We start from the raw sequence: 26,011 nt of genomic DNA on the forward strand, positions 1-26,011 counted from the left end.
CGGTAGGGAGCTCCTATTTCACCAACCACCGGCAGCCAACCATTCGGTTTGAAACTCCTCCGCGCTGATCTCATCAGCAATAAAGGACGACGTGCTCGCGACATCTTTTGGCAGTGGCATCGCACCGACGTGAAGTCGAGTGCGTTCTGTCCGGCCGGACACCGCAGCAAGACCGGAGGAGCCATCCCGAAATAGTTCTACCCTACGCCACTCCTGCCCAGAATCAAGGACTTCGCTGAATACGAATACCGGGCCACCACTGTCCGACCTATCAATAACCTTCATGTAGCGAGCTCCTGGTATGGCAGAAACGAAACCGCGTGCCCGGACCGCGGCCGTGTCACGGTCTATGCCATCTGAATCATTGTGAGCATCGACAGCAGGCTGATTGCTTTCAGTAACAACCCCCGGTTTTTGGAGGTTATTGATATCACCCGAGAGATCACCCAGTTCCTCTTCCATCCAGCTGGGCAATACATCCAATGGATAGACTGCTAAGTCATCCTGCAATGCGGAGGCGAGATCTCCGTCCATACTCGGCTTACCATAGTCGAAGGAGGTACTAATGCCTCCGCTTGAATGAATCGAGATCTGCATTGTGAACCATGTTCCAACGCCACTCACATACATGAGCTCCCGCAACTCCGCAACGGCGTCGGGTAGGCTGAATTGAATCGGATTAGCGGTCGTAGAATCCGGGGAGTCGATAACAACCTCGACCTCCACCCTTCGGCCAATCAAACTGAATAGGACGTCGATATCAGTCCAATCATCTGGAGCCCAATTAACAATCTCGCGAGCAATCTCATTTACAAGGAGTTGCTGCCGAATAAATCTTCGAGCACCTCGACGGTCATCTCCAGATTCATTTGTTATCAATTTCTGGCCTCTCCATCCAATAGCGATCACCCCGCGGTTTATATCCAGCATGGTAGCGGGAGGGCATACGAGCGCCGTCTTCGGGTGCCGATCCCGATTTCGCGGGCATTTCGGCGTACTCCATCGACATTGACCATTCTAATCGTCCCGGAGAGTTGGGTCTAGTTAGATCTTTGATCAGTGTCACAGCCCGCCGTTCGAACTTGTAGATTGCGCCACCACCTCGGTTAACGCTCGATATTTGCGGTGTGTAGAAGATAAGTTCCGCAGGGGAACCCATCTCGGCCGGGAATATATGCCCTGCATCGGTCCCCTGAGCTGTTCCACGCCGTTGGTTGAAGTCACTCTGCTTACTTGTACTTCGAGTCCTATTCAGCGCCGATGTAACACCAATATCCGGATGGTAACCTTCGACTATTCGACCGCTCTTATCACTGCGAAGCCAAAAGTTCTTATTCACGCGATAGACCACATTGGGAATTGGCTTATCCAATATGGGATTGTACACGGGGTGCTTTCGGCCAGAAACCCTCAGGCTGGCCCAGGTTTCAATATACTTCGGAGAGCCATCGGCTTTCGTGACGATAGTCGTCTTGAGGTTCCCATGGTCGTAAAATATGTAGGTAGAGTTCGGCTCGAGATCGAATTTGACGAAATGTCCACTCGGATCTACTGGTTGGATAAATTTCACCCTGTCGAGATCACCGAGCACATTCGGTACCGAATTTACCCCATTGGGCCGGGTGTAATTAGGCAACTGCAGACGGGTAGCACCATTGCTCGTCTGCGGAATCGTTTTCGGCGGCGCGGCACCTCCGCTCCCGCCTCCACCAACGATGGAGTGAGTATTCCACCGTCCGGCAGCCGCAGGCATCGCGCCAGCATTCGCGGTTACTGCCGCCACAGAGCGACGGTTCGTTTGCAGAATGACATCAGCTGCCGAATTCAAGATTCTTGCGGCGTCACCGGTTAGATTCAGACCAAAAGTTCGAACGCCTCGAAGCATAGAATCCCCAAGCATCGAACCCATATTGATCGCATTCGATAGACTCCATCGATCCATCGATCCGTATGGAGGTTCAAAGGTCGGAGAATTCCGAACCCAGCGCGGAGGTTTGGATACAGGAGATTCAGGCTTGGGCAACGCAACTCTGCCCCCTGGACCGACGAACATGAGAGCAACGGTCGTCGCTGTGGCAGTGGTGGAACCCCAGGGGTTACCAGACCATTCCTCGGTTGAGATGCCAGTGACATTGTGAATCAGTTCGCTTGTACGATCCGGCGGTTTGTAGGTCGCAGCAAGGCCAGCACCTGTCACCCGCATCGAGCCGATTGCGACCATCGAGTCTGCGAGACTTCCGCCAGCAAACTTTAGCAGCCCATAAATGGGCATTACCGAGCCTTTTGCAATGTCTATGAGGTCGGCTTCGCGGTTCGGGGCCTGGTAGGTGGTCATTAATCCCGTATCGGTGACCTGTATAGACGACATCGTTGCCATTGAGTCGACAACTCTTTTAAATGGATAGGAGATCAGGGTCCACCCTGCTTTCGCCAGACCGCCGAAGACGCCTACGGGACCGAGAACCGCCTTCTCCCACCACACCATGTCATCATTCGGTTCGGTGCGACCAATTTCCTTGCCGTGGGTGTTGTACTTGATTTCGGTGAAATCAGCCAGCAGACGGGTTGTGAAACCATCAACACTGGTCGTGTCGCGGTACCATTCTTCAGACTTACCGGTCCTTGGCTTGAACTCATCGGTCACAACCCCCAAATAGTTGGCCTGGTAATGATGTGTCCCTGCATCGACAACTTCGATTCGCTGCATTCCAAGGCGCCCATGACTGTCGGGGAAGACAGTCCACTGTCTATTCTTGTCATCGACATATACTCCATTGCCTGACTGGTCAATTTGAATGGCTAGTCGAGAGTTGAATCCGGCGTTGCCATCGGGGTTTACCAGGGTAATGAGGCGATTGCCGAGGAGATCAGAGTGGATATTGTTGTAAAGGCCGACTGCATTGCGAACTCCATGGTCAGTACCGACCAGATTTCCGTCAGAGTCGTACGAGTTCCCGTAGGTCTCCGTCCACCCTCGGTTCGCACCGGATTCTCGATCAGGCGGGCCGGATGTTGAGGATCCAGGTTCGAACGATTGAATACGTGCGGGCGCTTCTGCGGTTCTCTTGTCGACGTAGGATCCGGCCCCGGTAGACTCGTTGTTCCAGCGTTGGAAACCACCCAGGCCGTTTGCAACGACTCGTGAGTGGGTAATGGTGCCGTTAGCGTTATAGATCACCTGGTCGACTGTTTGAGTTCCGTTGCCGAATGGGATCGTGTTCACCCGGCGAATTCCCTTGGAGTTACCCGGGGTTGGAGGTAGGAACTCTTCCCAGGTGTCGCCCTCTTTGTGACCAGTGACGTCAGGCAAACCGAAGACATGTTCGTCGGCGCCCGCTGGTACGTCAGCGACCGTCTCTGGCTGTTGTTGCTGATTGGGATCCAGTTGCGGCGCCTCAGACTGGACCGATTGGACCGCAGGCTTTTGCGAGTTCGGTTGCTGTTGCTGAGCCGGCTGGGGCTGCGAACTCGGTGCAGGCTGTTGCGCTGGCTCGGGCTTTGTGGGAGCGACCTTCGCGGGATCGATACCGGGCACCCACCCTCCGGTCTCCGGATCCTTGTACATAGGGTTGTGGAAGGTGGGTCCCAGATCACCGCCTGGCGCGTATGGGTCCTCGTACTTTCCGCTGACGGGTTGGAGGCCCGGAATCGACCGCGTGCCAGCCGATTCGATCAGATCTTGGGTGCGGAGTATTCGTGCGAACTGTTGCACTGCATCGGCGCTCGATCCGACGGAGAAGTTATGTACCTTGCCCTGCCCTTTTTCGGTTGAAAGGATCGGCATGATCACTCCTCGCGGGTGTGCCGGGCTTGTTCGATGCGCTGGCGGAGCTGGTCGACGAGGGCGGCGTAGGCATCGGTTTTGGTGGAGGCTTCCGCTGCCAGGCCGCGGGGGTGGGTGGCTACCCAGAAGCCCTCGTCGGTCTTGGTGACCTGGATGTCTTCGAGGTTGTAGAAGTCCTCGGGGTCGGGGGCTGGCCAGTTGCCGGCGGTGTCCTTGGTGATGTGGATGCCGGTGTCGAAGACGCCGGGCTGGCCGCCGGGGGTGGGGGTCCAGCGGATTTCCTCGAGTTCGGGATGGACGCGGACGCCGCGCTTTACGAGGTATTCGGCGACACGCACGGCCTGTTTGATGCTCGTCACGGTGGGTTCGGCGAGTTTGCGGCCGACTTCGGTGCGCCATTCGGGGAGATGGATGACGGCGAGTTCTTCGGCGAGAGCCTTGACCTCGGGGGACAGTTCGTCGGTCTGGCTGGTCTCGGAGAGCTTGCCCGAGAGGGACTGCTGGATGAGGGCGAGGAATTCGGGGGTGACCAGCTGGCCGGTATCGGTTTTCACGTACTCGGAAGGGGGCTGGTGGTTGCCGAAGTGGATGGATTCGACGATTTCCTTGTCGGGCATCGGGTATCAGGACCTTCCGGAGACATGGAGAGGCGCCGGGCCCTGGGAGGCCACGGGATCGGTGAGGTGGGAGGGTCCCGCCCCCACTCACAGGGGACATGCGGGGGCGGGACCCATTGCGCCCCTTGCGCTGCGACCGGCGTCTGCGACCACCGTTGATCTGCGGGAGGCGGGCGCGCTGGAGGGGCGGGCATCCGGCGGCAGGTTGCCGTCAGAGTTCTTCTTCGAGGTTGGGCGGGATCTTGTAGTTCGCCTGCGGCGGATCCTGACCCGGGACATGGAGGCGGAGGAACGCGAGCAACTCATCGATGTGCCGTTGCAGGGCGCGGATCAGACGGATCGCGTCACGGAAGCGGCGATGGTCGCTGATCGCCTGATCCTCTAGGGCCGCAACACGTTCGCGGAGCTTCGCTACCTCGCGCGCCTGCCAGGCGGTGACGGCGGCGATGATCGTCGCGATGGCGGCGCCGACCGCCTGGACGAGATCTGGACTGACGGATTGCTGCATCTCAGCCTGCACCGTCCCCTCGCACCACCGGAGTCACGGCCGGTCTGATCGCCGCACCTGCGATCACGGGCGTGAACAGTCCGTAGATGGTCAGGACAGCCTCGATCCAGTCGGTGCTGATCTGGCGGCCGAGCAGGTAGGCCACAACGCCGGTGACCGCCACCAGGACCGATCGGATCAGGGCTGGTTCGGGAGCCTTGGTGATTCGCATGATTCTTCCTTCTGACGAGCTGGCCAGGTCGATAACGAGAGCTGGTTACAGGCCGAACAGCGGCAGGATCAGCGGAATCAGGTCGGCGATCAGCTTGATGAGGTCTTCGGCGATGGTGATCACTGGGTTCACCCCCTCTCGGGATGTCGGTTGAGGATGGACGCCAGGCGATCGCAGTAGCCGCCGGCGACGTAAGCGGTGGTGTGTTCACCACCGAGTAGGTAGCCCTCCATCGAGGCCGCGGCCTTCGACCAAAGGTCCAGGATTCGGAGGGGATTGGTCCAGGAGCCGAATCGCACTGCTTGCCAGCGGTTTCTGCGGATGCGGTCGGCCAGGTCCAATGTCCAGCCGCCCATATCGGCGACTCCGAACGCGGATACCGAGTCGGCGAGGGTGCGAAGCGGCGAGTCGGCCGGGCACGACGTGATGCAGTCCGAGGGATTCGCGACCTCCCAGATCGGGAACTCGTCCGGCCAACGGTCGTGGCGGCCGTTGATCCCGAATCCGACAGGGTTCGGGTCGATCGAATCACCGTCCATGCGAAGTGGATTGGCGATGTTGGCAGCCCACGCGACCTCACAATCCGGATACTCGCCGCGCCCCTTCGCCTCGAGGAACCAGGTGACGACCTCCGCGCCGAGGCTGTAGCCCAGGAGGCCAACTTGATTGGGGGTGGCATGGATTGCCTTCACAAGAGCGGCGACGCCCTGGTCGATGGATTGTTGTTCGCTGCAACCGAGGAGGCTCCGTTGCGGGTTGACGGGACCGATGGCTGCGGGGTACTCGATATCGGGGCCGATCTCGTACTTGGCGGGATCGAGTTGCCTGGTCACGTTCGCGAGCATGTTCGCCGGGGAACCGTAGGGTTCGCCCGTGCCACGGCAGGTCAGGACGGTGATCACGCGGAGTCGCCTTTCGGTCCGGTGGGTGGATAGCGGACGGCCCCACCCGCGGGAAGCGATTGCGGGTGGGGCCGTCCGTGTGACACCCCTGTGCTGCTGCGTCGTCTGCGACCGCGGACCACCTGAGGGAGACGGGCGCACGAGGGGTGGACATGCGGCATGCTCTGAACCCGCGTTATACCTGCGAAGGGTTTTCGGGGGCTTGCCGCATGAGGTTCGAGAAGGGCGTGGTGTCGGCGAAGTTGGTGCCGGGCAGCGGATCTCGGGTCAACACCGGATACGAGAGTGGAACCTGGTGTTGTAGTGAAGATTCCCGGAAGATTCGGGAGGAAGGCGCAACTGTGGCGCTGCACATAGCTTCACTTAAGCAACGAGGAAAGTCAACAGTCCAGTCTGAATATCTTGAAAGTTGCTGGTAGAAGCCATCTTCGAAGTCACCGCAACCGACCGGAATCGGGCGTGATGTGGCCGGCGGCGACCAACACTTGGAAGGCCGCCGCCTTATGCGGGCACTCACGCGCGGGACATTCGCGGTGCAAGCGCATGACCTCGTGCGCGCGATCCGTGGACAGCGGATCGGCGGGAGCTGTGTGCGCCGCGAGCTCAATCAGCTCGAGAAGGGTGTAGTTCATGACGGGCCTCCAAGGGACGGCGGAAACGCCGAAGGCCGCCGAACCGCAGCTGAGCGGTGGTTCGGCGGCCTGGGCGACAGGGGTGATTCGGGCGGGACAAGCGATCACGCGGTGGACTTCCGGCGACGCATCGGGTATTTCAGATGGGCGTCGAGTACGTCGCCGACCAGGAACAGTTCCGGCCAGTCGGGCGCCCAGGGTCCCGGTACGGGCGCGACCTTGCCCGCGTCACGCAGGGTTTGGATGCGACGAACGGTGACAGTCCGGAAAGGATCACCCAATTCCTTTGCCAGGATGGCGATTCCGGAAACATTGAGGCGCGCCCGGCGAGCGGCCTCGACCGATGCGGCATCGACCACGAATCGCTGCGCCGGCGGGCAGACCACCCGTTCGGCGGCTTCGACAGCGGCGCGGATGTCCGCGGGAGCGGACTCCACCCCCTCGGTCATCGCCAACGCGATCAGGTTCGTACGCAGCCACGCGGCGAGTCCGGCCGTCGAGGTCGGGCCGGTGTAGTCGAGAGCGCGCTGTTCGCACACCAGCCGCACCCAGCCGACCAGGCTGGCGTGCAGGTGGTCACGAACCCTGGCCGCGCCGACGCTGAAAGGCAGTGGCTGATCACTGGTCCGTCCACTCAGCCGGGTATTCGCCGCACCGAGTCGAGCCCGGCCGTTGACGGAATCCTCGAGATCCTCGACCAGAGCCGGGATACCGGCGAGCAACTCGGCGAGCTCACGAAGGGCATCGACTTCGAGGTACAGGTGGCCCGATCCGTCGCTTGTCATCACTACGCCACCTCCGAATCCACACGGGCCGGAATCGGGAGTAGTTCGCCGGGCTCACGTCCCAGCGCGCACGCGACGAGCACTAGATCGGCGACGCTGAACGGCGCGATCGCGCCCAATTCGGCAGCAAGCGACGTCGCATTGAGTCCGGTTCGAGCAACGATCTGCCCCAGCCCTACGCCCGCCTCACTCATCGCCAGTGCCACCCTTTCGGCGATATGTCGATCTAGGAAGTCCATACGGCCCACCATATGGTCCGTACGGACCTTCAACAAGTCCAAACGGACTAGTTATTCGATCGTTACGCGGGGTTGGGTTTGGGCATGCGCCAGCCTGGGTGTGTTTGCAAGAATTCCGTTTGGACCTCATGATGGTCCATATGGAACTGCGGGATCTCCACGACGGCATCAACCGCGCGGTGGGTGAAGAGCTCCGCGCTGCCCGCGCCCGGCGCGACTACACGCGAGCCCAGCTCGCGGCCGCGTCAGGCGTCGCGGTCAGTACGATCCAGCGCTTCGAGAACGGGGAGCGCTCCCCCGACATGCATCAGCTGTTCGCGCTATGCAATGCACTCGGCGTTTCGCCGCTCGAGGTCATGGAGCGTGCCGTTCAGTTCGTCAAGGGAAGCGGGTAACAGCTCCCCCAACTCCCAGCCGATGACCTCCGATGCCAGGAAGAGATCGGCCACCGTGGCCTCACCCCGCACGATTCGTTGCGCCACTTCGACGCCCAATCGGCTTGCCACCAGAGTCAAGCTTTCCGTATCGAAAACCTGCACGAACCACTCAACTATTGCTTCTGCGAGCACAGCGCAATTGCCCCTTCTTCGAGCCCGCGCACTGCGGACCGCCAATCCGTCGACCCCTAGCGGGTCATGAAAGACCGCCGACGAGTCGATGGTGGCAACATGGCGTTACGCCGAGCCTGGTCGACCCCCTCGACAGTAACTACCGCACCGCCCGGCCCCCATGCCGTGCGGCCTGCACAGGCCTAACGCATTCATCCACCTGTCTGTGATGCCCTGGGGCACAACACCTTCGAATCAAGGTCAACGTGCGGAGTATACACATTCGGCCAGACAACCATCGATTCAAGTCTCACCCAATGCATCTGGCTATTCGGCCACCCACAGAACTACCGATAGGTAAGGGTTGGCTACATGACTCGCCTACGAGTTGTGTCTGAAATCAGTTGGCATTAAGCACATTTGACCTCCACCGCCACGCATATGCGTTTACTCGGCCAATAGCAATGACCATTCGTGCCAATTACTCGGGAGACCGGAGAGTCGTTGCCGGGGTCGCGGGCCGAGGTGTGGTGTATGCCGGGAGATCGGGGCTGGGTGGGGTCGCGGTGGTCGCGGCCCGAGGAGCCGGGGTGGCAGTTGGGACGGCCAGCGGCTGTGGGGGTGTTCGGTCGGGTAGCCCGCTGGTGTCGGAGTGCATCGAGTTCGGGTCGGCGCTACCAGGGCTGGGGAGGTTGCGTCGGGTTCGGTTGCCCGGGCTGGGGTGCGGAGGCGCACCCGGGGTGACATTGCTTGGGGTTTCGGGGTTTTCGGTGCTGGGGAGGGCCTGTGGGGCGTAGGACGGATCCGTGTAGGTCGGCGTGACGGCGCCGGGGGTGGTCGCGTCCAGGGGGGCGCCGGTTTCCGGGTCGAGTTCCATTGGGGTGGAACCGGTTTGGGGTGTCTGGGGAGACAGGAGGCTCGGGAGGAGGCCCTGGGATTGAACACCGGGGAAGTCGGTGAGGGCGGGGCCGATCTCCATGGCGGAGGCGGGGGTCAGGGGGCCGCCGTCGGGGGCGGCGGAGTATTCGGCGCGGAGAATGTGGTTGTCGCGGACCAGGACTCGGCCGGAGGTGGAGTCGACGGCCTCGGTGGTGCGGGGGTCCTCTTTGTCGGTGCCGAGGTACATCTGGCAGTCGGTGGTGTCGCAGGTTTGGGCGTAGGTGTAGCGGTCTTCGGCCAGGGCGTAGGAGCGGGCGGCGATGGCTTGGGCCTTGAGGGCTTCGGCGCCGCCTTGGTCGGCCCAGCCGGGGATCATTTCGGCGGGGACCACGCCCTTGAGGTAGTCGTCGAGGTCTACCTCGTTGACGGTGCGGAAGGAGTCGCCGTCCAGGGCTACGCCGAGGACGCCGCGGAAGGCGTTGCCGCCGCAGATTTCCAGTTGTTCCCCGGCGGGGCGGGCGGTGCCTTCGGTGACGGGGTAGGCCCACGGGTCGTCGGTCGAGCCCTCCCACAGGGTGTTGCCGTCGCAGTCCTGGGTGATGGTGACGTCCGCGCCGGAGGCGGTGGGGGTGAGGTGGGCGGCCTGGCCGGGGATGACACGGCGGCCGGCGACGTAGAAGACGGAGTCGGAGACGACGTCGAGGGTTTTGTCGTCCTGCTCCATGAGGCGTACTCGGACGGAGGTCGCGCCGATGTCGGCGAAGTCGGCTCCGGAGTAGTAGTTCGAGAGGATGCGGTCGGCGGTCCAGCCTTCCGCGGCCTTCTCGAATGCGCCGTGCTGGCTGAGACCGCGGCCGTGACCGGCGCCCACCGTCAAATGGAGGGCGTTCTCGGGCCAGGCCCACACGAGGAGGGCGGTGCCGCCGGTGGTGGCGGCGACAGCGAGAGACAGGGTGAGCAGACCGCGCCGTCTACGGCGCTCGGCTAGGTACCCGTTCGGCATGTCATACCCGTTCTTTCGAGGGCTGAAGCTACATTCGAGTTACCCAAAGCTAAGCCTCAACCATACGTTCAGGGAATGTGACAGTAGGGACTAGTGTGCTCGTTGATGCGCCAAGTAGCAAGCTTGTGCTCGGGGGCGCGGTTAGACCGATTTACCTGAATGGGAGATGCTTGTGCCGTATCGCAGACCGAAACATGCCTACACGCTCCCGGTCATCACCGCCCTCGCGCTGACCGTGCCCCTCGGTGTCCTCGCACTGAGTGACGCCCGGGATGTCCGGAACGCGGACGAAAGCAATTTGGCAGCTATACCAGCACAAATGGCCGAAGTCGCCCTGTCCTCGGTGCCCGACATCGTGCTGCCGCTGCGCGAGCTGACCGGGCTGGACCTGCCCGACCTCCGACTATCCGATCTGCGGATGTTGCCGCTGCCCAGCTCGATTCAGATCCCCCAGAACCTGATCCCGGGCGTGCCCCTGCCGACCGAGATCCCGCTGCCCAGGCTCAATAATCCCCAGCCGCAGCCGGTCGCACCCGCCCCGGCGCCGCGCGCCATCCGGCCCCCCGTGCCGGGCTCCCTCCCCAACGCCACACCGGTGGTCCCCGGTTCCGCGAAACCGGCCACCCCTGCGGGCGCGCCCGGATTCATCGCCGAACCAGGGCCGGAGATCCCGGTGGCGCCGAACACCCAAACCTCCTCCGCCCCAGTGGCTCCCGCTCCGGGCGGCGTAGCACCGGCTGATGCCCCCGCCCCGGCCCCGATCCCGGCCGCGGACAGCCCGGCGGCCCCGGGTCCACACCCGGTCCCCGGTCTCACCGGCGATCTGCGCGCCCCCGCCCTCTCCCCCGGCGCGGTCCCCACCGACCTGGTCGACAAGGTCGGCGCGCAGGTCAAGGAACTCACCCGCGACACCCCGTTCAGCATGGTCGCGCTCACCGCGACCGACGTTCTGAACGCCACCACCAAGATTCGCGCCCAGCGCCCCGACGGCACCTGGGGACCGTGGTACGACGCCGAGTCCGAATCCGGTAGCGACAAGTCCCAGCCGGGTAAGCGCAAGGGCACCGAGCCCATCTACGTGGGCAACACCAAGACCGTGCAGATGCTGGTGACGCCGAAGGCGAAAGCCGTCGCCACGCCCGCCGAACCGACTCCGCTGGACGACAGCAAAGCGGATCCCGCGCAGATCAACCTGGAGAAACTGGCCGCGGTGCTGATCGATCCGGGCCGCGGCAGCATCGACGAGAACCTCACCTCGGTGGCCGCGCCGCTGCCCGGCGGCGGCCCGAAAGTGATCTCCCGGGCGCAGTGGGGCGCGGACGAGTCGCTGCGCTGCGAGGAACCCACCTACGACGACGGCGTCTCCGCGATCACCGTGCACCACACCGCCGGCCGCAACGACTACACCAAGGCCGAGTCCGCGGGCATCGTGCGCGCCATCTACTCGTATCACGCGAAAACGCTGGGCTGGTGCGACATCGGCTACAACGCCCTCGTCGACAAGTACGGGCAGATCTTCGAAGGACGCTACGGCGGTCTGGACCGCCCGGTCGAGGGCGCGCACGCGGGCGGCTTCAATATCGATACCGCGGGCGTCGCGCTGATGGGCGACTACGAGGAGGACGATCCGACCGACGTGTCGATCCAGGCGCTCGGCAAGTTCATCGGCTGGCGGTCCAAACTGGCGGGCTTCGACCCGCAGGGCTCGACCACCATGTACTCCGAGGGCAGTGACTACACGAAATACGCGCTCGGACAGGCGGTCAAGCTGCCGAATATCTTCGCCCACCGCGACGTCGGCAACACCACCTGCCCCGGCGATGCCGCCTACGCCCTGATGGACAAGATCCGGCAGATCGCCGCCGATGCCGCCGGCGGCGCCAGCGCCGACGAACCGACCAGCCCGAACCGGAACCGGCCCGGTCAGGACGCGGGCGCGAACCCGCAGGTCCAGGCCGCCCCGGCGCCGCCCGCGCCCGATTCCAGCGAAGCGGACCTGGCCGCCCTCGCCGACCTCACGCAGCGGATCCTCGGCATGCTCGACCGCAGTGCCGTCGCCCGCTACTGGAACGAGCAGGGCGGCGCGGCAGGTCCACTGGGACAACCGAAAGCGGAGCCGGTCGCGCTGGCCGACGGCGGGCAGTACGGGCAATTCACGAATGGATTCGTGTACGCCAATTCCGCCGGACGAATCGTTTCGGTGGTCGGGAAGATCCTGGAACGATTCCTGCAAATGGGCGCGGGCACAGGCATTCTCGGCCTGCCGACGTCGAATGAATATCCGGTCTCGAACGGCGTCCGCACCGATTTCCAGAACGGCGCACTGATTTTCGACCGGATGACCGGAATCGTCACCACCGTGCTGAAAAATTACGGCGCGGTCCAGGACCCCATCAAACCCATTCCCGCGGTGGCGCCCAACTAGGTCAGGACCACCAGCGTTCCAGGGTGCGGGCCACGCCGTCGTCGACATTCGAGGGAGCCACCTCGTCGGCGGCGGCGATGGCCTCCGGGTGGGCGTTCGCCATGGCGACGCCGTGACCCGCCATGAGCAGCATCGGCACATCGTTCGGCATGTCACCGAAGGCGATCAGCGAGGAGTGCTGGACACCCAGGCGCTGCGCCACCGCGGCCAGACCCGTCGCCTTGGTGACGCCCGGCGCGGACAATTCGATCAAGCCGTTGTCGGTCGAATAGGTGAGATCCGCGCGGCCCTCCAGGTGCGGTTCCAGGGTGCTGCGCATGACCGCGCTGGAGGTTCCGGGCAGCCGGATCAGCATCTTGATGGCGGAGGAGGCGATGACCTCGGCGCGAGAGACCTGGGTGTCGTCCGGGTTCAGCCAGGCGTGCTCGTACTCGGGGGAGCTCACGAACTGCGGAGTCGCGGCGTCGTGCGCGGTGGCGCCGACGCGTTCCGCGGCCAGGCCACAGCCGGGGAGCAGACTCTCGGCCAGATCGGCGAGCCAGGTGAGGGTTTCGATATCGAGGGTCCGGCTGTCCAGCACCCGATCCGAGGCGCTGTCGTAGATGACCGCACCGTTGCCGCACACACACAGCGGCGCGTACCCCAACCCTTCGACCACCGGATCGATCCAGCGCGGCGGCCGTCCGGTCGCCAGCACGAACGGCACCCCGTCCGCGATCAGGGCGTCGACAGCGGCCTTGGTCCGGGCGCTCACCTGCTCACGGTGGTCGATGAGCGTGCCATCCACGTCGGAGGCGACCATCTTGGGTTTGGGCAGGTGAAAGAGCGTCACCTACTCCATCCTGCCTCGAGCCGCGACCCGTGCGCCCGTGGATTACGGACGCTGCCGTACAAACGAGACCTTTCCGGCACTACACCCGCCCGCGCCGGGTAACACACGGATTGCCGGGGCGTCCCCGGTCCGTACCCCGCGTTTCCCCACTCCACTCCCTATGATCTGGTGCAGAACTCGACCCCGAAAGGGAATGATGGCCGGTTTTCTGCTGCGACGTGCGCTGAACTATGTCGTGCTGTTGGTACTGGCGTCGTTCCTGGCCTTCGGGCTCGCGTCCCTCACGTTTCGCCCGCTCGACAGTCTCGAGCATCGCAACCCGCGGCCGCCGCAGTCGGTGATCGACGCCAAGCGCGAAGAGCTGAAGCTGGACATGCCGATCCCGCAGCGCTACGCGGAGTGGGTCGGCGGGATCGTCACGCACGGAGACTTCGGCAAGACGCTGGCGGGGCAGCCGGTGAACCAGGAACTGCCGCGCCGCATCGGGGTCAGCCTCCGGCTGGTCCTCGTCGGCTCGATCATCGGCACGATTCTCGGTGTGCTGATCGGCGCGGCCGGGGCGATCCGGCAGTACAAGTTCAGCGACTACCTGACCACGGTGATTTCGCTGTTGATCATCAGCACGCCGGTGTTCCTGCTCGCGACATTGCTGAAATACGGTGCGTACGGCATCAATACGGCCACGGGGCAGCAGATCTTCTACTACACCGGCGAGACCTCGGCGAACGCGGTGCACGGCACCTGGAATCAGTTCGTGGACCGCCTACAGCACATGATCGTTCCCACGGCGGCCCTGATCCTCACCGCCGCCGCCGGATACAGCCGCTATCAGCGCGCCGCCATGCTCGACGTCCTCCAGAACGACTTCATCCGAACGGCACGCGCGAAGGGTCTCACCCGGTCCCGGGCGCTGTACAAACACGGCCTGCGCACCGCGCTCATCCCGATGGCGACGCTGTTCGCGTACAGCTTCGGCGGGCTCATCACCGGCGCGGCGTTCGTCGAGAAGATCTTCGGCTGGCATGGCGTCGGTGAATGGCTGGTCGACTCGATCAACGCCCAGGACCTGTACCCCGTGGTGACGGTCACCGGATTCGTCGCGTTGGTGATCCTGTTGTCGGGATTGTTGTCCGACATCGTCACAGCCATTCTCGACCCCAGGGTGCGTGCGTGATGTCCGAAACCGAACTCATCGTCCAAGGCGCTCCCGAGCCGATGGCCGCGGGTCGGCGCAAGCTGGTCGTACGGCGCTTCCTGCGCAACAAGCCGGCCGTCATCGGACTGGCGATCCTGATCCTCATGGTGGTGCTCGCCTTCGCCTTGCCACCGTTCCTGAAATACGACTACCAGCAGCTCGATTACACGGCGCTGCTCAAGCCGCCCAGCTCACGGCATCCCTTCGGCACCAACCAGATCGGTCAGGACGTCCTCGCGCAGACCTTGCGCGGCCTGCAGAAGTCCTTGCTCATCGGCTTCGCGGTGGCTTTCATGGCCGCTCTGATCGCGGCGTTCACCGGATCGGTGGCCGGATTGCTCGGCGGCTGGACCGATCTGGCGATCATGTGGCTGGTGGACCTGCTGCTGGTCATCCCCAGTTTCATCATCGTCGCGTTGTTCGCGCCGCGGGCGAAAGGCAGCGGCAGCATCGTGTTGCTCATCCTGTTGCTCGGCGGCTTCGGCTGGATGATCAGCGCCCGCATCGTGCGCGGACTCACCTTGAGCCTGCGTGAGCGTGAATTCGTCAGGGCCGCACGTTATATGGGCGCGTCGACCTGGACCGTCATCACCACCCACATCATCCCGAATGTCGCGTCGTTCCTGATCATCGACACCGCGCTCGCGGTGGGCGCGGCGATCATGGGCGAAACCGGCCTGAGCTACCTGGGATTCGGTGTCCAGCCGCCGGATGTCTCACTGGGCACGCTGATCGCCTCGGGCACCAAGTCGGCGCTCACCTACCCGTGGCTGTTCCTGTTCGCCGGTGGGTTCCTGATCCTGACCGTGTTGTGCACGAACCTGGTCGGCGACGGATTGCGCGACGCTTTCGACCCCAGCTCTCAGCGTGCGCGCTCACGCCGCAAGGACCGGGCGGCGGCTCCCGCCGGAAAGGCCGCGGCATGACCGACGACACGACCATGTCCGACAATGGAATCCGCCCCACGACAGCGCCGCTGCTCGAGGTGTCCGATCTGCGGGTGAGCTTCCCGAGCGAAGAGGGCCGCGTCGAGGCGGTGCGCGGTGTGAACTACACCGTGCAGGACGGTGAGGTCCTGGCCATCGTCGGTGAATCCGGTTCCGGAAAATCGGTGTCCTCGCTGGCGATCATGGGCCTGCTCCCCGATCAGGCCCGGGTGCAGGGATCCATCCGGCTCCGAGGCCAGGAACTGCTCGGCATGGGTGACCGGCAGCTGTCCACGCTGCGCGGCAGCAAGATCTCCATGGTCTTCCAGGACCCGCTCTCGGCCTTGACACCGGTATACCGCGTCGGCGACCAGATCGCCGAAGCACTACTGGCACACGGCAAGATGAGCAAGCAGGAAGCCGCCGACAAGGCGGTGGAACTACTGGATCTGGTCGGCATCCCGGATGCCGCTCTGCGCGCCAAGGCGTTCCCGCACGAGTTCTCCGGCGGTATGCGCCAGCGCGTGGTGATCGCCATCGCCATCGCCAATGATCCCGAGCTCATCATCTGCGACGAGCCGACCACCGCGCTCGACGTCACCGTGCAGAAGCAAATCCTGAACCTGCTGCGCAAGGCCCGTGACATCACCGGCGCGGGCGTCGTCTTCATCACCCACGACATGGGGATCGCGGCCACGCTGGCCGATCGGGTGGCGGTCATGTACGCGGGCCGGATCATCGAAACCGCGCGCACCGCAGATCTTTTCAACGCACCTCGGATGCCGTACACGGTGGGCCTGCTGGGTTCCATCCCGCGACTGGACGGTCCGGCGCGAATGCCGCTGGTGCCCATCGTCGGTGCGCCGCCGGCCATGCACGCACTGCCTCCGGGCTGCCCGTTCGCACCACGCTGCCCGGTCGCGGTGGAGGACTGCCGTGCGGCAGAACCTCCCCTGCAGGACACCGAGCCCGGGCATCGGGCCGCCTGCATCCGCGTCTCCGAAGTCGGGACCGCGGACCTTTTCGCGGCCTACCGCCGCGAGGTGCCGCCCACCGAAACGCCGAAACCCACCGATGAGCGTGTGATGCTGCGGGTTTCGGACCTGAAGAAGACCTTCCCGCTCACCTCCGGAGTGGTCTTCAAACGACGGACCGGCGAGGTGAAAGCGGTCGACGGCGTCAGCTTCGAGATCAAGTCGGGCCGCACACTGGCGCTGGTCGGGGAATCCGGTTCCGGGAAATCGACGACGCTGACCCAGATCATGGACCTCGTCGTGCCGGAGAGCGGCAGCATCGAGGTATTGGGCAGCGATGTCACCACCCTCACCAAGGCCCGGCGGCGGGAGATCCGGCGCAAGATGCAGATCGTGTTCCAGGATCCCGCCGCCTCACTCGACCCGCGCCTTCCGATCTCCGACGCGCTCGGCGAGCCGCTGCGCATCAACGGCCGCCCGAAGGACGAGATCCAACGCCGGGTCAAGGAATTGCTGCAGCTCGTGGGCCTCCGCCCCGAGCACGCCGACCGCTATCCGGCCGACTTCTCCGGCGGCCAGAAGCAGCGCATCAATATCGCGCGAGCACTCGCCTTGGATCCGGAGATCCTGGTCCTCGACGAGCCGGTGTCCTCGCTGGACGTATCGATCCAGGCCGGAGTGCTGAATCTGCTGCGCGACTTGCAGGCCGAACGCGGGCTGTCGTACCTCTTCGTCTCCCACGACCTGTCGGTGGTACGCAATCTTGCCCACGACATTGCCGTCATGTACCGCGGTCAGATCGTCGAATATGGTGCGGCCGAACAGGTCTTCAACGATCCGCGGCACGAGTACACCCGCGCCCTCATCGACGCCGTTCCCGTCCCGGTCGTTTCGGGATAGGAGCGGAGAGTGTTCCAGCAGAACTCCAACGGAAGGAGCAACCGGTGAGGATTCGCTCGATCGGAACGAAGCTCGCGGTCCCACTGGTCGCCGTGACAATGGTGGCGACCGGATGCGGCGGCGACGACGGCACCGCGCCGCAGGGCAAAGCCGAGCTCGGCACCACCAGTGATATCAATCCGCACGACGTCGCCGATCTGAAGGACGGCGGCAATCTGCGGCTGGCCATGTCGGCGTTCCCGGCGAACTGGAACACGCTGAACATCGACGGCAATGACGCCGAGATCATGGGCGTCGAACGGTCGATGATGCCGCGCGCCTTCAGATCCGACGCGTCGGGCAATCTCTCGATCGACACGAACTACTTCACCGACGTCCAGCTGACGAATACGAATCCGCAGCAGGTCACCTACACGATCAACCCCAAGGCCGTCTGGTCCGATGGATCGCCGATCACCTGGGAGGACATCGCCGCCCAGGGCAATGCGCTCAGCGGGCGCAACAAGGACTTCCTGCTCGCCAACAACCAGGGTTGGGACCGGGTCGAGAAGATCGAGCGCGGGACCGACGACCGGCAGGCCGTCCTCACCTTCAACAAGCACTTCTCGGAGTGGAAGGGCCAGTTCGCCGGCAACTCCTTCCTCTACCCGAAGTCCGTGACCAGCACGCCGGAGTCCTTCAACAAGGGATACGTGGACGCCATCGGGCTGACCTCGGGACCGTTCATGGTTCAGTCCACCGATCGCGGGCAAGGCCGGATCGTGTTGGGGCACAATCCGAAGTGGTGGGGTGACACCCCCAAGCTCGACACCATCACGTTCAGCGTGCTCAATGACCAGGCGACCATGCCGGCCCTGCAGAACAACGAGATCGATGTGGTCGGCATCGGCTCACGCGACGATCGCAAGACCGCCGAGAACACTCCGGGCGTGGTCATTCGCCACGCGCCCGGTAACTCGTGGTCGCACATCACCTTCAACGGCGCGCCCGGATCCATCTTCGCCGACCCCAAGCTGCGCGTGGCCATCGGCAAGGCCATCGACCGGCAGGGTATCGCCACCGCTATCCAGACCGGCCTGGTCGTCGATCCCAAGCCGCTCAACAACCACATCTACATGGCGGGACAGAAGGGCTATCAGGACAACGCTCCGGCCTTCGACCCGAACGAGGCCGCCAAGGAACTCGACGACCTCGGCTGGAAGGTGCCCGCCGGCGGCGGCATCCGCGAGAAGGACGGGAAGAAGCTCGAGTTCCGCGATGTGATGTACAACGCCGACACCTGGGTGCAGATGGCGCAGGTCATGCAGCAGAATCTGGCGTCGATCGGCGTGAAGCTCAATATCGTGACGAAGCCCGGCCAGGACTACTTCACCAAGGTGATCCAGCCCGGCGACTTCGACATGGCGCACTGGAGTTGGGTCGGCGACCTGTTCCCGCTCGGCAGTATCGATCAGATCTGGGGCTACCACCCCGAAACCAATGACCTGCAGGGCAACTACGGCCGCATCGGTTCTCCCGAACTCAACGATCTGATCGAGAAGACCGTCTCCGAGCTCGACGCCGACAAGGCCATCGAACTGGCCAACCAGGTCGACAAGCAGATCTTCGCCGAAGGCCACTCCCTGCCGCTCATGCAGTCGGCCGGCAATGTGGCCGTTCGCGGCAACCTCGCCAACTACGGCGCGGCCGGTCTGGCCAGCCTCGACTACACCAAAATCGGCTTCCTGAAGTGAATTCCCGGGTGGGCCACCCCCTGGCCTATCCGGCGCTCGTGACGATCGGGACCCTGGCGATCACCCTCGCCTGGGTCCCGTTCGCTGATCCGGAGCAGGTTGGGATGTTGATCGCCGTGGCGGCGGTCATTGTGGGGTACACCGGGTTTCGGTTCGCGGTGGCGGTCGGATATTTGCCCGTGGGGCTTCGGGGTGGGGCGAGGGAAGCGGCGGTGCGGCGGGTTCGGCAGCAGCATCGGTTGGTCAGTCGGTCGTGGCTGGAAATCACCGTTGATGGCCGGAATCGGTGGCTGCCCGTGTATTTCGAACCGGGGCTGGTGACGCTCGTACCGCGGGCGGCCGCGATCGACGGGCGAAAGATGTCCGTCGACGGGCGCCGGATGTATCCGTCCGGGCGGGTGCGGGATTCGGAGCCGGTGGGGCGGCTCATCGACAATCCGGAGCGGGCGGATCCCGAGGCGATCGGGCGGACCGGGGTTGGGCGGCGGGTGCTGTTGGATGCGCAGTCCGCGGTGGCGGGGCCGTTCGCCGGGTTGCTGTGGGTGTATGTGGCGGGCGGCGGGGTGGGGGCTTTCGTGGCCGCCACCATCGTGGGGGCGGCCACGGCCACGTGGCTGTCTGCCGTCAGCGGGTCGGATCCGAGTTAGTCGGCGGACCGCTGGGTACGGCGGGCGGCCTTCTCCTCGGCTTCGCGGCGGTCCATCTCGTTGGCCTCCTCGAGGGTGGGGGCGCTGCCGCCCAGGCGGGACGGGACCCAGTAGGCGCCGGGCTCGTGGGTGTAGTCCTTCTGCAGGTCCAGCAGCATGTCATGCATGGTGCCCTTGAGCTGCTCGGTCAGTGCCCAGGCGGGCTCGAAGGGCTGGATCGGCTTGCCGACCGCGATGGAGACCGGGGTGTTGGTGCGGCCCAGACGCTTCGGGTGGCCCTTCGTCCAGACGCGCTGCGCGCCCCAGACGACGATCGGGATGATCGGGACACCCGCCTCGATGGCCATGCGGGCCGCGCCGGACTTGAAGTCCTTCAGCTCGAAGCTGCGGCTGATGGTGGCCTCGGGGTAGACGCCGACCAGTTCGCCGGCCTTCAGTCGGGCCACGGCCTCGTGATAGGAATCCGCGCCCGCCGACCGGTCCACCGGAATGTGCTTCAGCGCACGCATGACCGGGCCGGTGATGGCGTTGTCGAAGACTTCCTTCTTCGCCATGAAACGGATGTAGCGCTTCGTGGTGCGGGCGGGCAGGCCCGCGTAGGTGAAGTCCATGTACCCGGTGTGGTTGATCGCGATCACCGCACCACCGGTCGACGGAATATTGTCGTCGCCCTTGATGGCGAACTTCAGGCCCTGCAGCGCGAAAACGGTGCGGGCCAGCCCGATGATCGGGTAGTAGACGGGTTCCACAGTTCCGCTAGCGTAGTCGCTGCTCGCGCGGCATCCAGTGATCCGGGTAACAGCGCCCCGTTTTGGTGTGACGCGGTGACACTGAAACAGGTCCGGTGCGGGTAGTCAGACCAAGTAGATATACATCTCGAAGTCGGGCACCGAGGGGTTACTGCATCGGTGACGTCTCCGGCCAGCCAGTAGTGTGAGTGGCTGGTAACGGTCAGGGAGGAATGAAGCTCGTGCAGATCACCAGCGTCGGACACGCCGGATTCCACATCCGAACCGCGGCCGGAACGATCCTCTGCGATCCATGGGTCAATCCGGCCTATTTCGGGTCATGGTTCCCGTTCCCCGACAACACCCAGTTGGACTGGGACGAGCTCGGCAACTGCGACTTCCTCTACGTGTCGCACCTGCACCGCGATCACTGGGACGCCAAACTGCTCGCGGACAAGATCAACAAGGACACCACCGTCCTGCTCCCCGACTACCCGGTGCCGGACCTGAAGCGGGAGCTCGAGGCGCTCGGGTTCACCAAGTTCGTGGAGACCGAGGATTCCGTCAAGACCACTGTCACCGGACCCGGCGGCGACCTCGACATCATGATCATCGCGCTGCGCGCGCCCGCCGACGGGCCGATCGGCGACTCCGCGCTCGTCGTCGCCGACGGGGAAACCGTCTGCTTCAACATGAACGACGCGCGACCCGTCGACATGGACGTGCTGCACGACAACTTCGGGCACGTCGACGTCCACCTGCTGCAGTACTCCGGCGCCATCTGGTACCCGATGGTCTACGACATTCCGACCAAGACCAAGGCCAACTTCGGCAAGCAGAAGCGGCAGCGCGGCATGGACCGCGCCCGCTCCTACATCGAGCAGGTCGGCGCCACCTGGGTCGTGCCGTCCGCCGGTCCGCCGGTGTTCCTCGACGACGAGCTGCGCTACCTCAACGACGACCGCGGCGACGAAGGCAATATCTTCCCCGACCAGATCACCTTCCTGGATCAGATGAAGATCCACGGCAACGAGGGCGGGCTGCTGCTGATCCCCGGCTCGACCGCGGATCTGCGTGGCAAGGAACTGCTTTCGCTCACCCACCCGGTCGACCCCGACACCATCTACGGCGACAAAGCCGCCTACATCGAGGACATGGCCCAGCGCATGGCTCCCGTGCTGGCCGCCGAGAAGGCGACCTGGGCGCCCGCCGAGGGCGAACCGCTGCTGCCCGCGCTGAAGGCCAAGTTCGAGCCGATCATGAAGCAGAGCGACCTGATCTGCGACGGCATCGGCTACCCCGTCGGCCTGGTCATGGGCGACGAGACCGTGGTACTGGACTTCCCCAAGCGCGAAGTGCGCGAACCCATCGAGGGAGAAGGCAAGTACCGCTACGGATTCCGCATCGCGCCGCAGCTGGTCCGCACCGTGCTGCGCGACGACGAACCCGACTGGGTCAACACCATCTTCCTGTCCACGCGCTTCACCACCTGGCGCATCGGCGGATACAACGAATTCCTGTACACCTTCTTCAAATGCCTCACCGACGAGCGCATCGCCTACGCCGACGGCTGGTTCTCCGAGGCGCACGACGACACCGCCTCCACCGAACTCGACGGCTGGGAAGTGCAGCGCCGCTGCCCGCACCTCAAGGCCGACCTATCCAAATTCGGTGTGGTGGAAGGCAATACGCTGACCTGCAACCTGCACGGGTGGCAGTGGGATCTGGAATCGGGGCGTTGCAAGACCTCCAAGGGCCACGAACTGCGGTCGAAGAAGCTGGTCTGACACGGTGATCGCGGCCGGTACCGGGGTACCGGCCGCGAACCGGAAGCCCCTGTCACACAGCGGATCCGGCGCCTCTCACGCGGGCTCCGCCGGCAATCCCGCACGGGATCTCGCGGCCACCGCCACCGCCACGAAGGTCAAGGCGCAACCCGTGACCGCCAGCGCGGACACACCGGCCCCGGTCGGCGCCACCACATCCAGCACCACCGACGCCAGCAGCTGACCCGCCACCGAGGCCAGGCCCAGCAGCAGCACGCCGATCCAGCGCACCACGGCCACCGCCAGCGCCACGAACGAAATCCCGATCAGGCCGCCGAGATACAGCCAGGGCTCGGTCGGCGGACTGTGGAGACCGCCGCGCCGGACCAGCACCACCGCTTCGACGACCAGCAGCGCCGCGGTACCGGTCGCGAAGTTCGCCAGCGTCGCCGACAAGGGCCCGCCGACCGCGCCCACCCGGCCGTTCACCGCCTGCTGCCACGCCACCAGCACGCCCGCGATCAGGGGCAGGACCACCAGCAGCACCGAAGCAGCGGAGCGTGAGCCGGTATCGGTGCCGCTCCGGCCGACCACCGCGAGCAGGACCGCGACCAGACCGAGTACCGCGGCACCGACCCGCAGAGCCGTCACGGGCGTAGGTCCACTCGGACCCCAGCCCAGCCGATCCACCACCAGACTGCTCGCCAGCTGCCCGGCCACGGTGGCCACCGTGAACGCCGTAACCCCGATGGTCGCGACCGTAAGACCCTGACACGCAACGAAATACGCGCCGGACAAGCCGCCCAGCAATTGCCACCAGCGCAACTCGCCGCTGTCCAGCGCCGCCCGCACCTGCCCGACACCCGCACGCAACCGCCCGCTGGCCGCGAACACCACCCCCAGGATCAGCAGCCCACTACCGAAACTGATCGCCGCCGCCGCGATCCCGTCCCCCAGCCGCTCCCCCAGCTCACCGTTGATCCGCGCCTGAACGGCCACGGCCGCACCGATGGAACCCCCGAACCCCAACCCGACCCACCGCCGCATCTCCACCGCCCGATTCTCCCCTCACCGGCGGTGTCCGCGACCGACCGGCCGGATCGTGAGCGCGGCGGCCCGGCTCTCGGCCCGATTCTCGGCCTCGATGCGCGCCCGGATCGCCGCGACCGAATACCGATCCCGCCCGTGCCGAGCCGCCGACACCGGTTCGTCCTGAGTCATCCACACAGCTGCCAGCACGCACAGAATCACCGTCGCCGCCGCGAAGAGCAGTTCAACCAGCATCGGAGTGCCTTTCGCTCGGTTCCACCGTCCGGACACGCAGATACGCGGCCGCGCTAGCCTTCCGCGCACACGCCGAATCGCACTCGGCATGAATGGCGAGAATCCCCTCCGCCCGCTCCCGGGAAACAGGGACGATCCGCCCATTCGCGCAGTGATCCTCGGCCCGCGTTCCCGACCCGGCCGCACTCATTCCCGATCCCCTTCGAAACACATTGCCGCACTGGCGAATCCCTCCAGCACGGCCCGCGCCCGCCGCCGCACCCGGCATACATCCCGATCGCAATACCGGTGCACCTGCCACACCAGCCGAGCATCGACCCTCGTCAACAGCCCCGGATCCGATTCGCAAGCAAGCAGATTCATCGCAAACCTCTCAATCGGTGCGAATAGACGCGCCCGGTGAGGATGTCGGAGTGGAGTGCACCCTCAACCGGACGCAATCCCAGGGCATCAGCGATCAATCACTGCCACAATGCTTGTGGTGAACATTCACCGGAGACCCAGCAGCGTTCTTGCCATGAATCGTGATTGTTCTTGCTGTGAATACTCAACGGATTCACCATGAATACGTACTCGACCCAAACCGGGAGGTACCGTGAGCGCGACATCCGATCCAGCCCTTCCACGGCGTCAACTCGGCCGCTACATGCGAGAGCTGAGAACCGAGGCGAATCTGACGATCGCCGACGCCTCCCGGATCATCCAGTGGAGTCCGTCGATGTTGCAGCGGATGGAGACCGGGCGGCTCGAGAACCCTCGTGAAGTCGACATCCGGGCTCTGTGCAAGGTCTACGACGCGAACCTCGAAACTACCGATTCCATGGTTGATCTCGGCCAGCAGGCGAATGAAAAGTCCTGGTGGCATGACTTCGGAAATGTCATGCGGCGCGGCTTCCACGTCTATGTCGGCCTTGAGGCCGTCGCTCGATCACTCCAGATCTACCAGCCGGAACTGATTCCCGGCCTGCTCCAAACCGGCGACTACGCATGGGAGCTCATCGCCGCGGGCCGATTCGGGTCGACCGAAACGGACCAAGGGGTTCGGCTGCGGCTCCGCCGACAGAAGGCGATCCTGCGCACACACAGACCGATGCGGGTGGACGCGGTGATCGGCGAGGCCGCGCTGCGGCGGGTCATGGGCAGTCACCGCATCATGGCCATCCAGCTGCGGCGTATCGACGAGCTGATGAACAGGGACAACATCAACATCGGAATACTGCCGTTCTCAGCGGGCTACCCAACCCGAGAACCGCTGGGCCAGTTCGTAATCGTGAACTTCGGCGACGACGGCCGAGCGGGAGACGGCGAGCCACCGATCGTCTACCAGGAGGGGCTCACCGGTGAGCTGTACCAGGAACGAGATACGGCGGTTCGGCTGTACAAGGAAGCATTCGACGCACTCCAGAACTCGATGTTGAATATCAGCCAGAGCCGAAACCTGATCCGAGAACTAATGAGAGAGCACGAGCGCGCACAATGAACGTGGTTCTACCCCAGGGGCTGAAGTGGTTCAAGAGCAGCAGGAGCGGCTCCGAGGGCGAATGCGTCGAGGCAGCCTTCCTCGACGACGGCCAGGTGGCCATCCGCGACAGCAAGGATCGGCGCGGGCCCACGCTCGTGTTCACGCCGACCCAGTGGGATGTCTTCACCGTCAGCGTGCGGCGCGGCGCGTTCGACCGCGCCTAGCAACGGAGTATTCGTCATGAGCGTGAAGCTGTCCGACCCACGGTGGTTCAAGAGCAGTTACAGCCAGGCAGGCGGGGAATGCGTCGAGGTCGCCTTCGTCGAAGGCGGCCGCGTCGCTGTCCGGGACAGCAAGGACCGCAGCGGACCAGCCTTCATTTTCGCCCCCAGCGAATGGGAAGCGTTCACCGATGGCGTCCGCAATGGTGAATTCGACTGTCCCTAGCGGCAATCCGCAACCATGTGCTTAACCGCGCCGGATGAGGTGCCGGGAGGCGGCCACCGGCAGTGCCGACGGGCCCGCGAAACGCCTGTCCCACCGACGTTCCCACGGGACTAGCTCACGTCGTTCGTCTCCCGGTGGAAGCAGTCTGGGATCATGATCGCGCACACGATGGTGCCGGCGATATTGAGGGCCGCGTCCACCCCTACCGAACCGGTCGTGATCGGGAAGGCCGAGCCTGTGGACGAGCCGGACCCCGCAACCGGGGCCGCGGCCGGAGCGTCGACGAGCGGGAGCGGCGCGGCCCCCGCCTGACCGGCTCCGACAGTCAGTGCCGTGGCAATGCCAACCGCCGCAATGAGAGTGCGCATGCGTGAAACCCTTCGATCGAGCGTGCGGCCGGACCTCTCGACCACCACCCAAACAGTTAATCGCTTCCATTTCAGAATGGCTCCGGAATCGGCACTCTCGCGGGCCCCCGAATTTCAGGGGCTAGGCCGTGTTTTGAAAGTCGGGTCACCGTAGCCATTGGTTGATGGCGGCGATGTGGATCGTGGCCAGGTAGCGGACGGCGAGTTTGTCGAATC

General features: G+C 64.3%; 26 protein-coding genes. 11 read left to right on the plus strand and 15 right to left on the minus strand.

Going from position 1 to position 26,011, the window contains the following annotated elements; all coding sequences use genetic code 11:
* Positions 1-18: 18 nt before the first annotated feature.
* The 9 genes from ACFYTS_RS03455 to ACFYTS_RS03495 form a co-directional block, all read right to left on the minus strand.
* Positions 19-909, minus strand: coding sequence for a DUF6881 domain-containing protein (locus tag ACFYTS_RS03455; protein WP_387301018.1), 891 nt, complete (start codon positions 907-909; stop codon positions 19-21).
* The gene (locus ACFYTS_RS03460; RefSeq protein ID WP_387301020.1) at positions 866-3,784 is read right to left on the minus strand and encodes a hypothetical protein; all 2,919 of its coding nucleotides are present in this window, start codon (positions 3,782-3,784) and stop codon (positions 866-868) included. Before ACFYTS_RS03460 ends, ACFYTS_RS03455 begins: the two co-directional genes overlap by 44 nt.
* Before the next feature lie 2 nt (positions 3,785-3,786).
* Entirely contained in the window at positions 3,787-4,401 is a 615-nt protein-coding gene (locus ACFYTS_RS03465; RefSeq protein ID WP_387301022.1) for a hypothetical protein, read from the minus strand.
* Positions 4,402-4,612: 211 nt separating this feature from the next.
* Entirely contained in the window at positions 4,613-4,909 is a 297-nt protein-coding gene (locus tag ACFYTS_RS03470; RefSeq protein WP_379343225.1) for a hypothetical protein, read from the minus strand.
* Between the two features lies 1 nt (position 4,910).
* Positions 4,911-5,120, minus strand: coding sequence for a hypothetical protein (locus ACFYTS_RS03475; protein ID WP_387301024.1), 210 nt, complete (start codon positions 5,118-5,120; stop codon positions 4,911-4,913).
* Between the two features lie 128 nt (positions 5,121-5,248).
* Positions 5,249-6,022, minus strand: a complete 774-nt coding sequence (locus tag ACFYTS_RS03480; RefSeq protein WP_387301026.1) for a PE-PPE domain-containing protein — start codon at positions 6,020-6,022, stop codon at positions 5,249-5,251.
* 434 nt (positions 6,023-6,456) lie between these two features.
* Entirely contained in the window at positions 6,457-6,654 is a 198-nt protein-coding gene (locus ACFYTS_RS03485; protein ID WP_387301028.1) for a hypothetical protein, read from the minus strand.
* A 104-nt stretch (positions 6,655-6,758) separates the two neighbouring features.
* Positions 6,759-7,439 carry a hypothetical protein gene (locus ACFYTS_RS03490; protein WP_387301030.1) on the minus strand — a complete coding sequence of 227 codons (681 nt, stop codon included), beginning with the start codon at positions 7,437-7,439 and terminating at the stop codon, positions 6,759-6,761.
* 2 nt (positions 7,440-7,441) lie between these two features.
* Complete coding sequence (locus ACFYTS_RS03495; RefSeq protein ID WP_387301031.1) at positions 7,442-7,678, minus strand: hypothetical protein; 237 nt, start codon at positions 7,676-7,678, stop codon at positions 7,442-7,444.
* Positions 7,679-7,818: 140 nt separating this feature from the next.
* Here ACFYTS_RS03495 and ACFYTS_RS03500 point away from each other — a divergent pair, with 140 nt between their 5' ends.
* Positions 7,819-8,073 carry a helix-turn-helix domain-containing protein gene (locus ACFYTS_RS03500; RefSeq protein ID WP_387301033.1) on the plus strand — a complete coding sequence of 85 codons (255 nt, stop codon included), beginning with the start codon at positions 7,819-7,821 and terminating at the stop codon, positions 8,071-8,073.
* A 634-nt stretch (positions 8,074-8,707) separates the two neighbouring features.
* Here the strand turns inward: ACFYTS_RS03500 and ACFYTS_RS03505 are convergent.
* Entirely contained in the window at positions 8,708-10,108 is a 1,401-nt protein-coding gene (locus ACFYTS_RS03505; RefSeq protein WP_387301035.1) for a SpoIID/LytB domain-containing protein, read from the minus strand.
* 319 nt (positions 10,109-10,427) lie between these two features.
* Between ACFYTS_RS03505 and ACFYTS_RS03510 the strand changes: the two genes are divergently transcribed.
* Complete coding sequence (locus tag ACFYTS_RS03510; protein ID WP_387301037.1) at positions 10,428-12,533, plus strand: N-acetylmuramoyl-L-alanine amidase; 2,106 nt, start codon at positions 10,428-10,430, stop codon at positions 12,531-12,533.
* A 1-nt stretch (position 12,534) separates the two neighbouring features.
* Here the strand turns inward: ACFYTS_RS03510 and ACFYTS_RS03515 are convergent, their stop codons facing one another.
* Positions 12,535-13,335 (minus strand): HAD family hydrolase, encoded by an 801-nt coding sequence (locus ACFYTS_RS03515; protein ID WP_357275917.1) that lies wholly within the window; start codon positions 13,333-13,335, stop codon positions 12,535-12,537.
* Positions 13,336-13,561: 226 nt separating this feature from the next.
* On the opposite strand from ACFYTS_RS03515, the gene ACFYTS_RS03520 reads away from it, so the two are divergent.
* From ACFYTS_RS03520 to ACFYTS_RS03540, 5 genes are all read left to right on the plus strand, one after another.
* Entirely contained in the window at positions 13,562-14,539 is a 978-nt protein-coding gene (locus tag ACFYTS_RS03520; RefSeq protein ID WP_357275098.1) for an ABC transporter permease, read from the plus strand.
* Positions 14,539-15,486 (plus strand): ABC transporter permease, encoded by a 948-nt coding sequence (locus ACFYTS_RS03525; RefSeq protein WP_357275096.1) that lies wholly within the window; start codon positions 14,539-14,541, stop codon positions 15,484-15,486. The genes ACFYTS_RS03520 and ACFYTS_RS03525 overlap by 1 nt, the downstream gene beginning before the upstream one ends.
* Positions 15,483-17,360 carry an ABC transporter ATP-binding protein gene (locus ACFYTS_RS03530; RefSeq protein WP_357275094.1) on the plus strand — a complete coding sequence of 626 codons (1,878 nt, stop codon included), beginning with the start codon at positions 15,483-15,485 and terminating at the stop codon, positions 17,358-17,360. Before ACFYTS_RS03525 ends, ACFYTS_RS03530 begins: the two co-directional genes overlap by 4 nt.
* Before the next feature lie 44 nt (positions 17,361-17,404).
* A complete protein-coding gene (locus ACFYTS_RS03535) occupies positions 17,405-19,093 on the plus strand; it encodes an ABC transporter family substrate-binding protein (protein WP_357275091.1) in 1,689 nt (562 codons plus the stop codon).
* A 296-nt stretch (positions 19,094-19,389) separates the two neighbouring features.
* On the plus strand, positions 19,390-19,740 hold the full coding sequence (locus tag ACFYTS_RS03540; RefSeq protein WP_387301040.1) for a hypothetical protein: 351 nt from the start codon (positions 19,390-19,392) through the stop codon (positions 19,738-19,740).
* On the opposite strand, the gene ACFYTS_RS03545 is transcribed toward ACFYTS_RS03540, so the two are convergent.
* Positions 19,737-20,489, minus strand: coding sequence for a lysophospholipid acyltransferase family protein (locus ACFYTS_RS03545; RefSeq protein WP_357275087.1), 753 nt, complete (start codon positions 20,487-20,489; stop codon positions 19,737-19,739). The genes ACFYTS_RS03540 and ACFYTS_RS03545 overlap by 4 nt on opposite strands.
* 221 nt (positions 20,490-20,710) lie before the next feature.
* On the opposite strand from ACFYTS_RS03545, the gene ACFYTS_RS03550 reads away from it, so the two are divergent.
* On the plus strand, positions 20,711-22,255 hold the full coding sequence (locus ACFYTS_RS03550) for a Rieske 2Fe-2S domain-containing protein (RefSeq protein WP_387301087.1): 1,545 nt from the start codon (positions 20,711-20,713) through the stop codon (positions 22,253-22,255).
* 75 nt (positions 22,256-22,330) lie between these two features.
* Here the strand turns inward: ACFYTS_RS03550 and ACFYTS_RS03555 are convergent, their stop codons facing one another.
* On the minus strand, positions 22,331-23,281 hold the full coding sequence (locus ACFYTS_RS03555; RefSeq protein WP_357275912.1) for a DMT family transporter: 951 nt from the start codon (positions 23,279-23,281) through the stop codon (positions 22,331-22,333).
* A gap of 21 nt (positions 23,282-23,302) precedes the next feature.
* Positions 23,303-23,518, minus strand: coding sequence for a hypothetical protein (locus tag ACFYTS_RS03560; RefSeq protein ID WP_387301042.1), 216 nt, complete (start codon positions 23,516-23,518; stop codon positions 23,303-23,305).
* 595 nt (positions 23,519-24,113) lie between these two features.
* Here ACFYTS_RS03560 and ACFYTS_RS03565 point away from each other — a divergent pair.
* Genes ACFYTS_RS03565 through ACFYTS_RS03575 form a run of 3 tightly spaced genes read left to right on the plus strand, consistent with a single transcriptional unit; the run spans position 24,114 to position 25,427 of the window.
* Positions 24,114-24,998: a helix-turn-helix domain-containing protein gene (locus ACFYTS_RS03565; protein ID WP_387301044.1), complete on the plus strand. Its 885-nt coding sequence runs from the start codon at positions 24,114-24,116 to the stop codon at positions 24,996-24,998.
* Between the two features lie 2 nt (positions 24,999-25,000).
* The gene (locus ACFYTS_RS03570; protein WP_387301046.1) at positions 25,001-25,204 is read left to right on the plus strand and encodes a DUF397 domain-containing protein; all 204 of its coding nucleotides are present in this window, start codon (positions 25,001-25,003) and stop codon (positions 25,202-25,204) included.
* Positions 25,205-25,220: 16 nt separating this feature from the next.
* The gene (locus tag ACFYTS_RS03575) at positions 25,221-25,427 is read left to right on the plus strand and encodes a DUF397 domain-containing protein (protein ID WP_387301048.1); all 207 of its coding nucleotides are present in this window, start codon (positions 25,221-25,223) and stop codon (positions 25,425-25,427) included.
* 110 nt (positions 25,428-25,537) lie between these two features.
* Here ACFYTS_RS03575 and ACFYTS_RS03580 read toward each other — a convergent pair whose 3' ends face one another.
* Positions 25,538-25,795 carry a hypothetical protein gene (locus ACFYTS_RS03580; protein WP_379103148.1) on the minus strand — a complete coding sequence of 86 codons (258 nt, stop codon included), beginning with the start codon at positions 25,793-25,795 and terminating at the stop codon, positions 25,538-25,540.
* Positions 25,796-26,011: the final 216 nt, after the last annotated feature.

It is taken from the genome of Nocardia sp. NPDC004151, assembly GCF_042874235.1.
In the GTDB taxonomy this organism is placed as follows: domain Bacteria; phylum Actinomycetota; class Actinomycetes; order Mycobacteriales; family Mycobacteriaceae; genus Nocardia.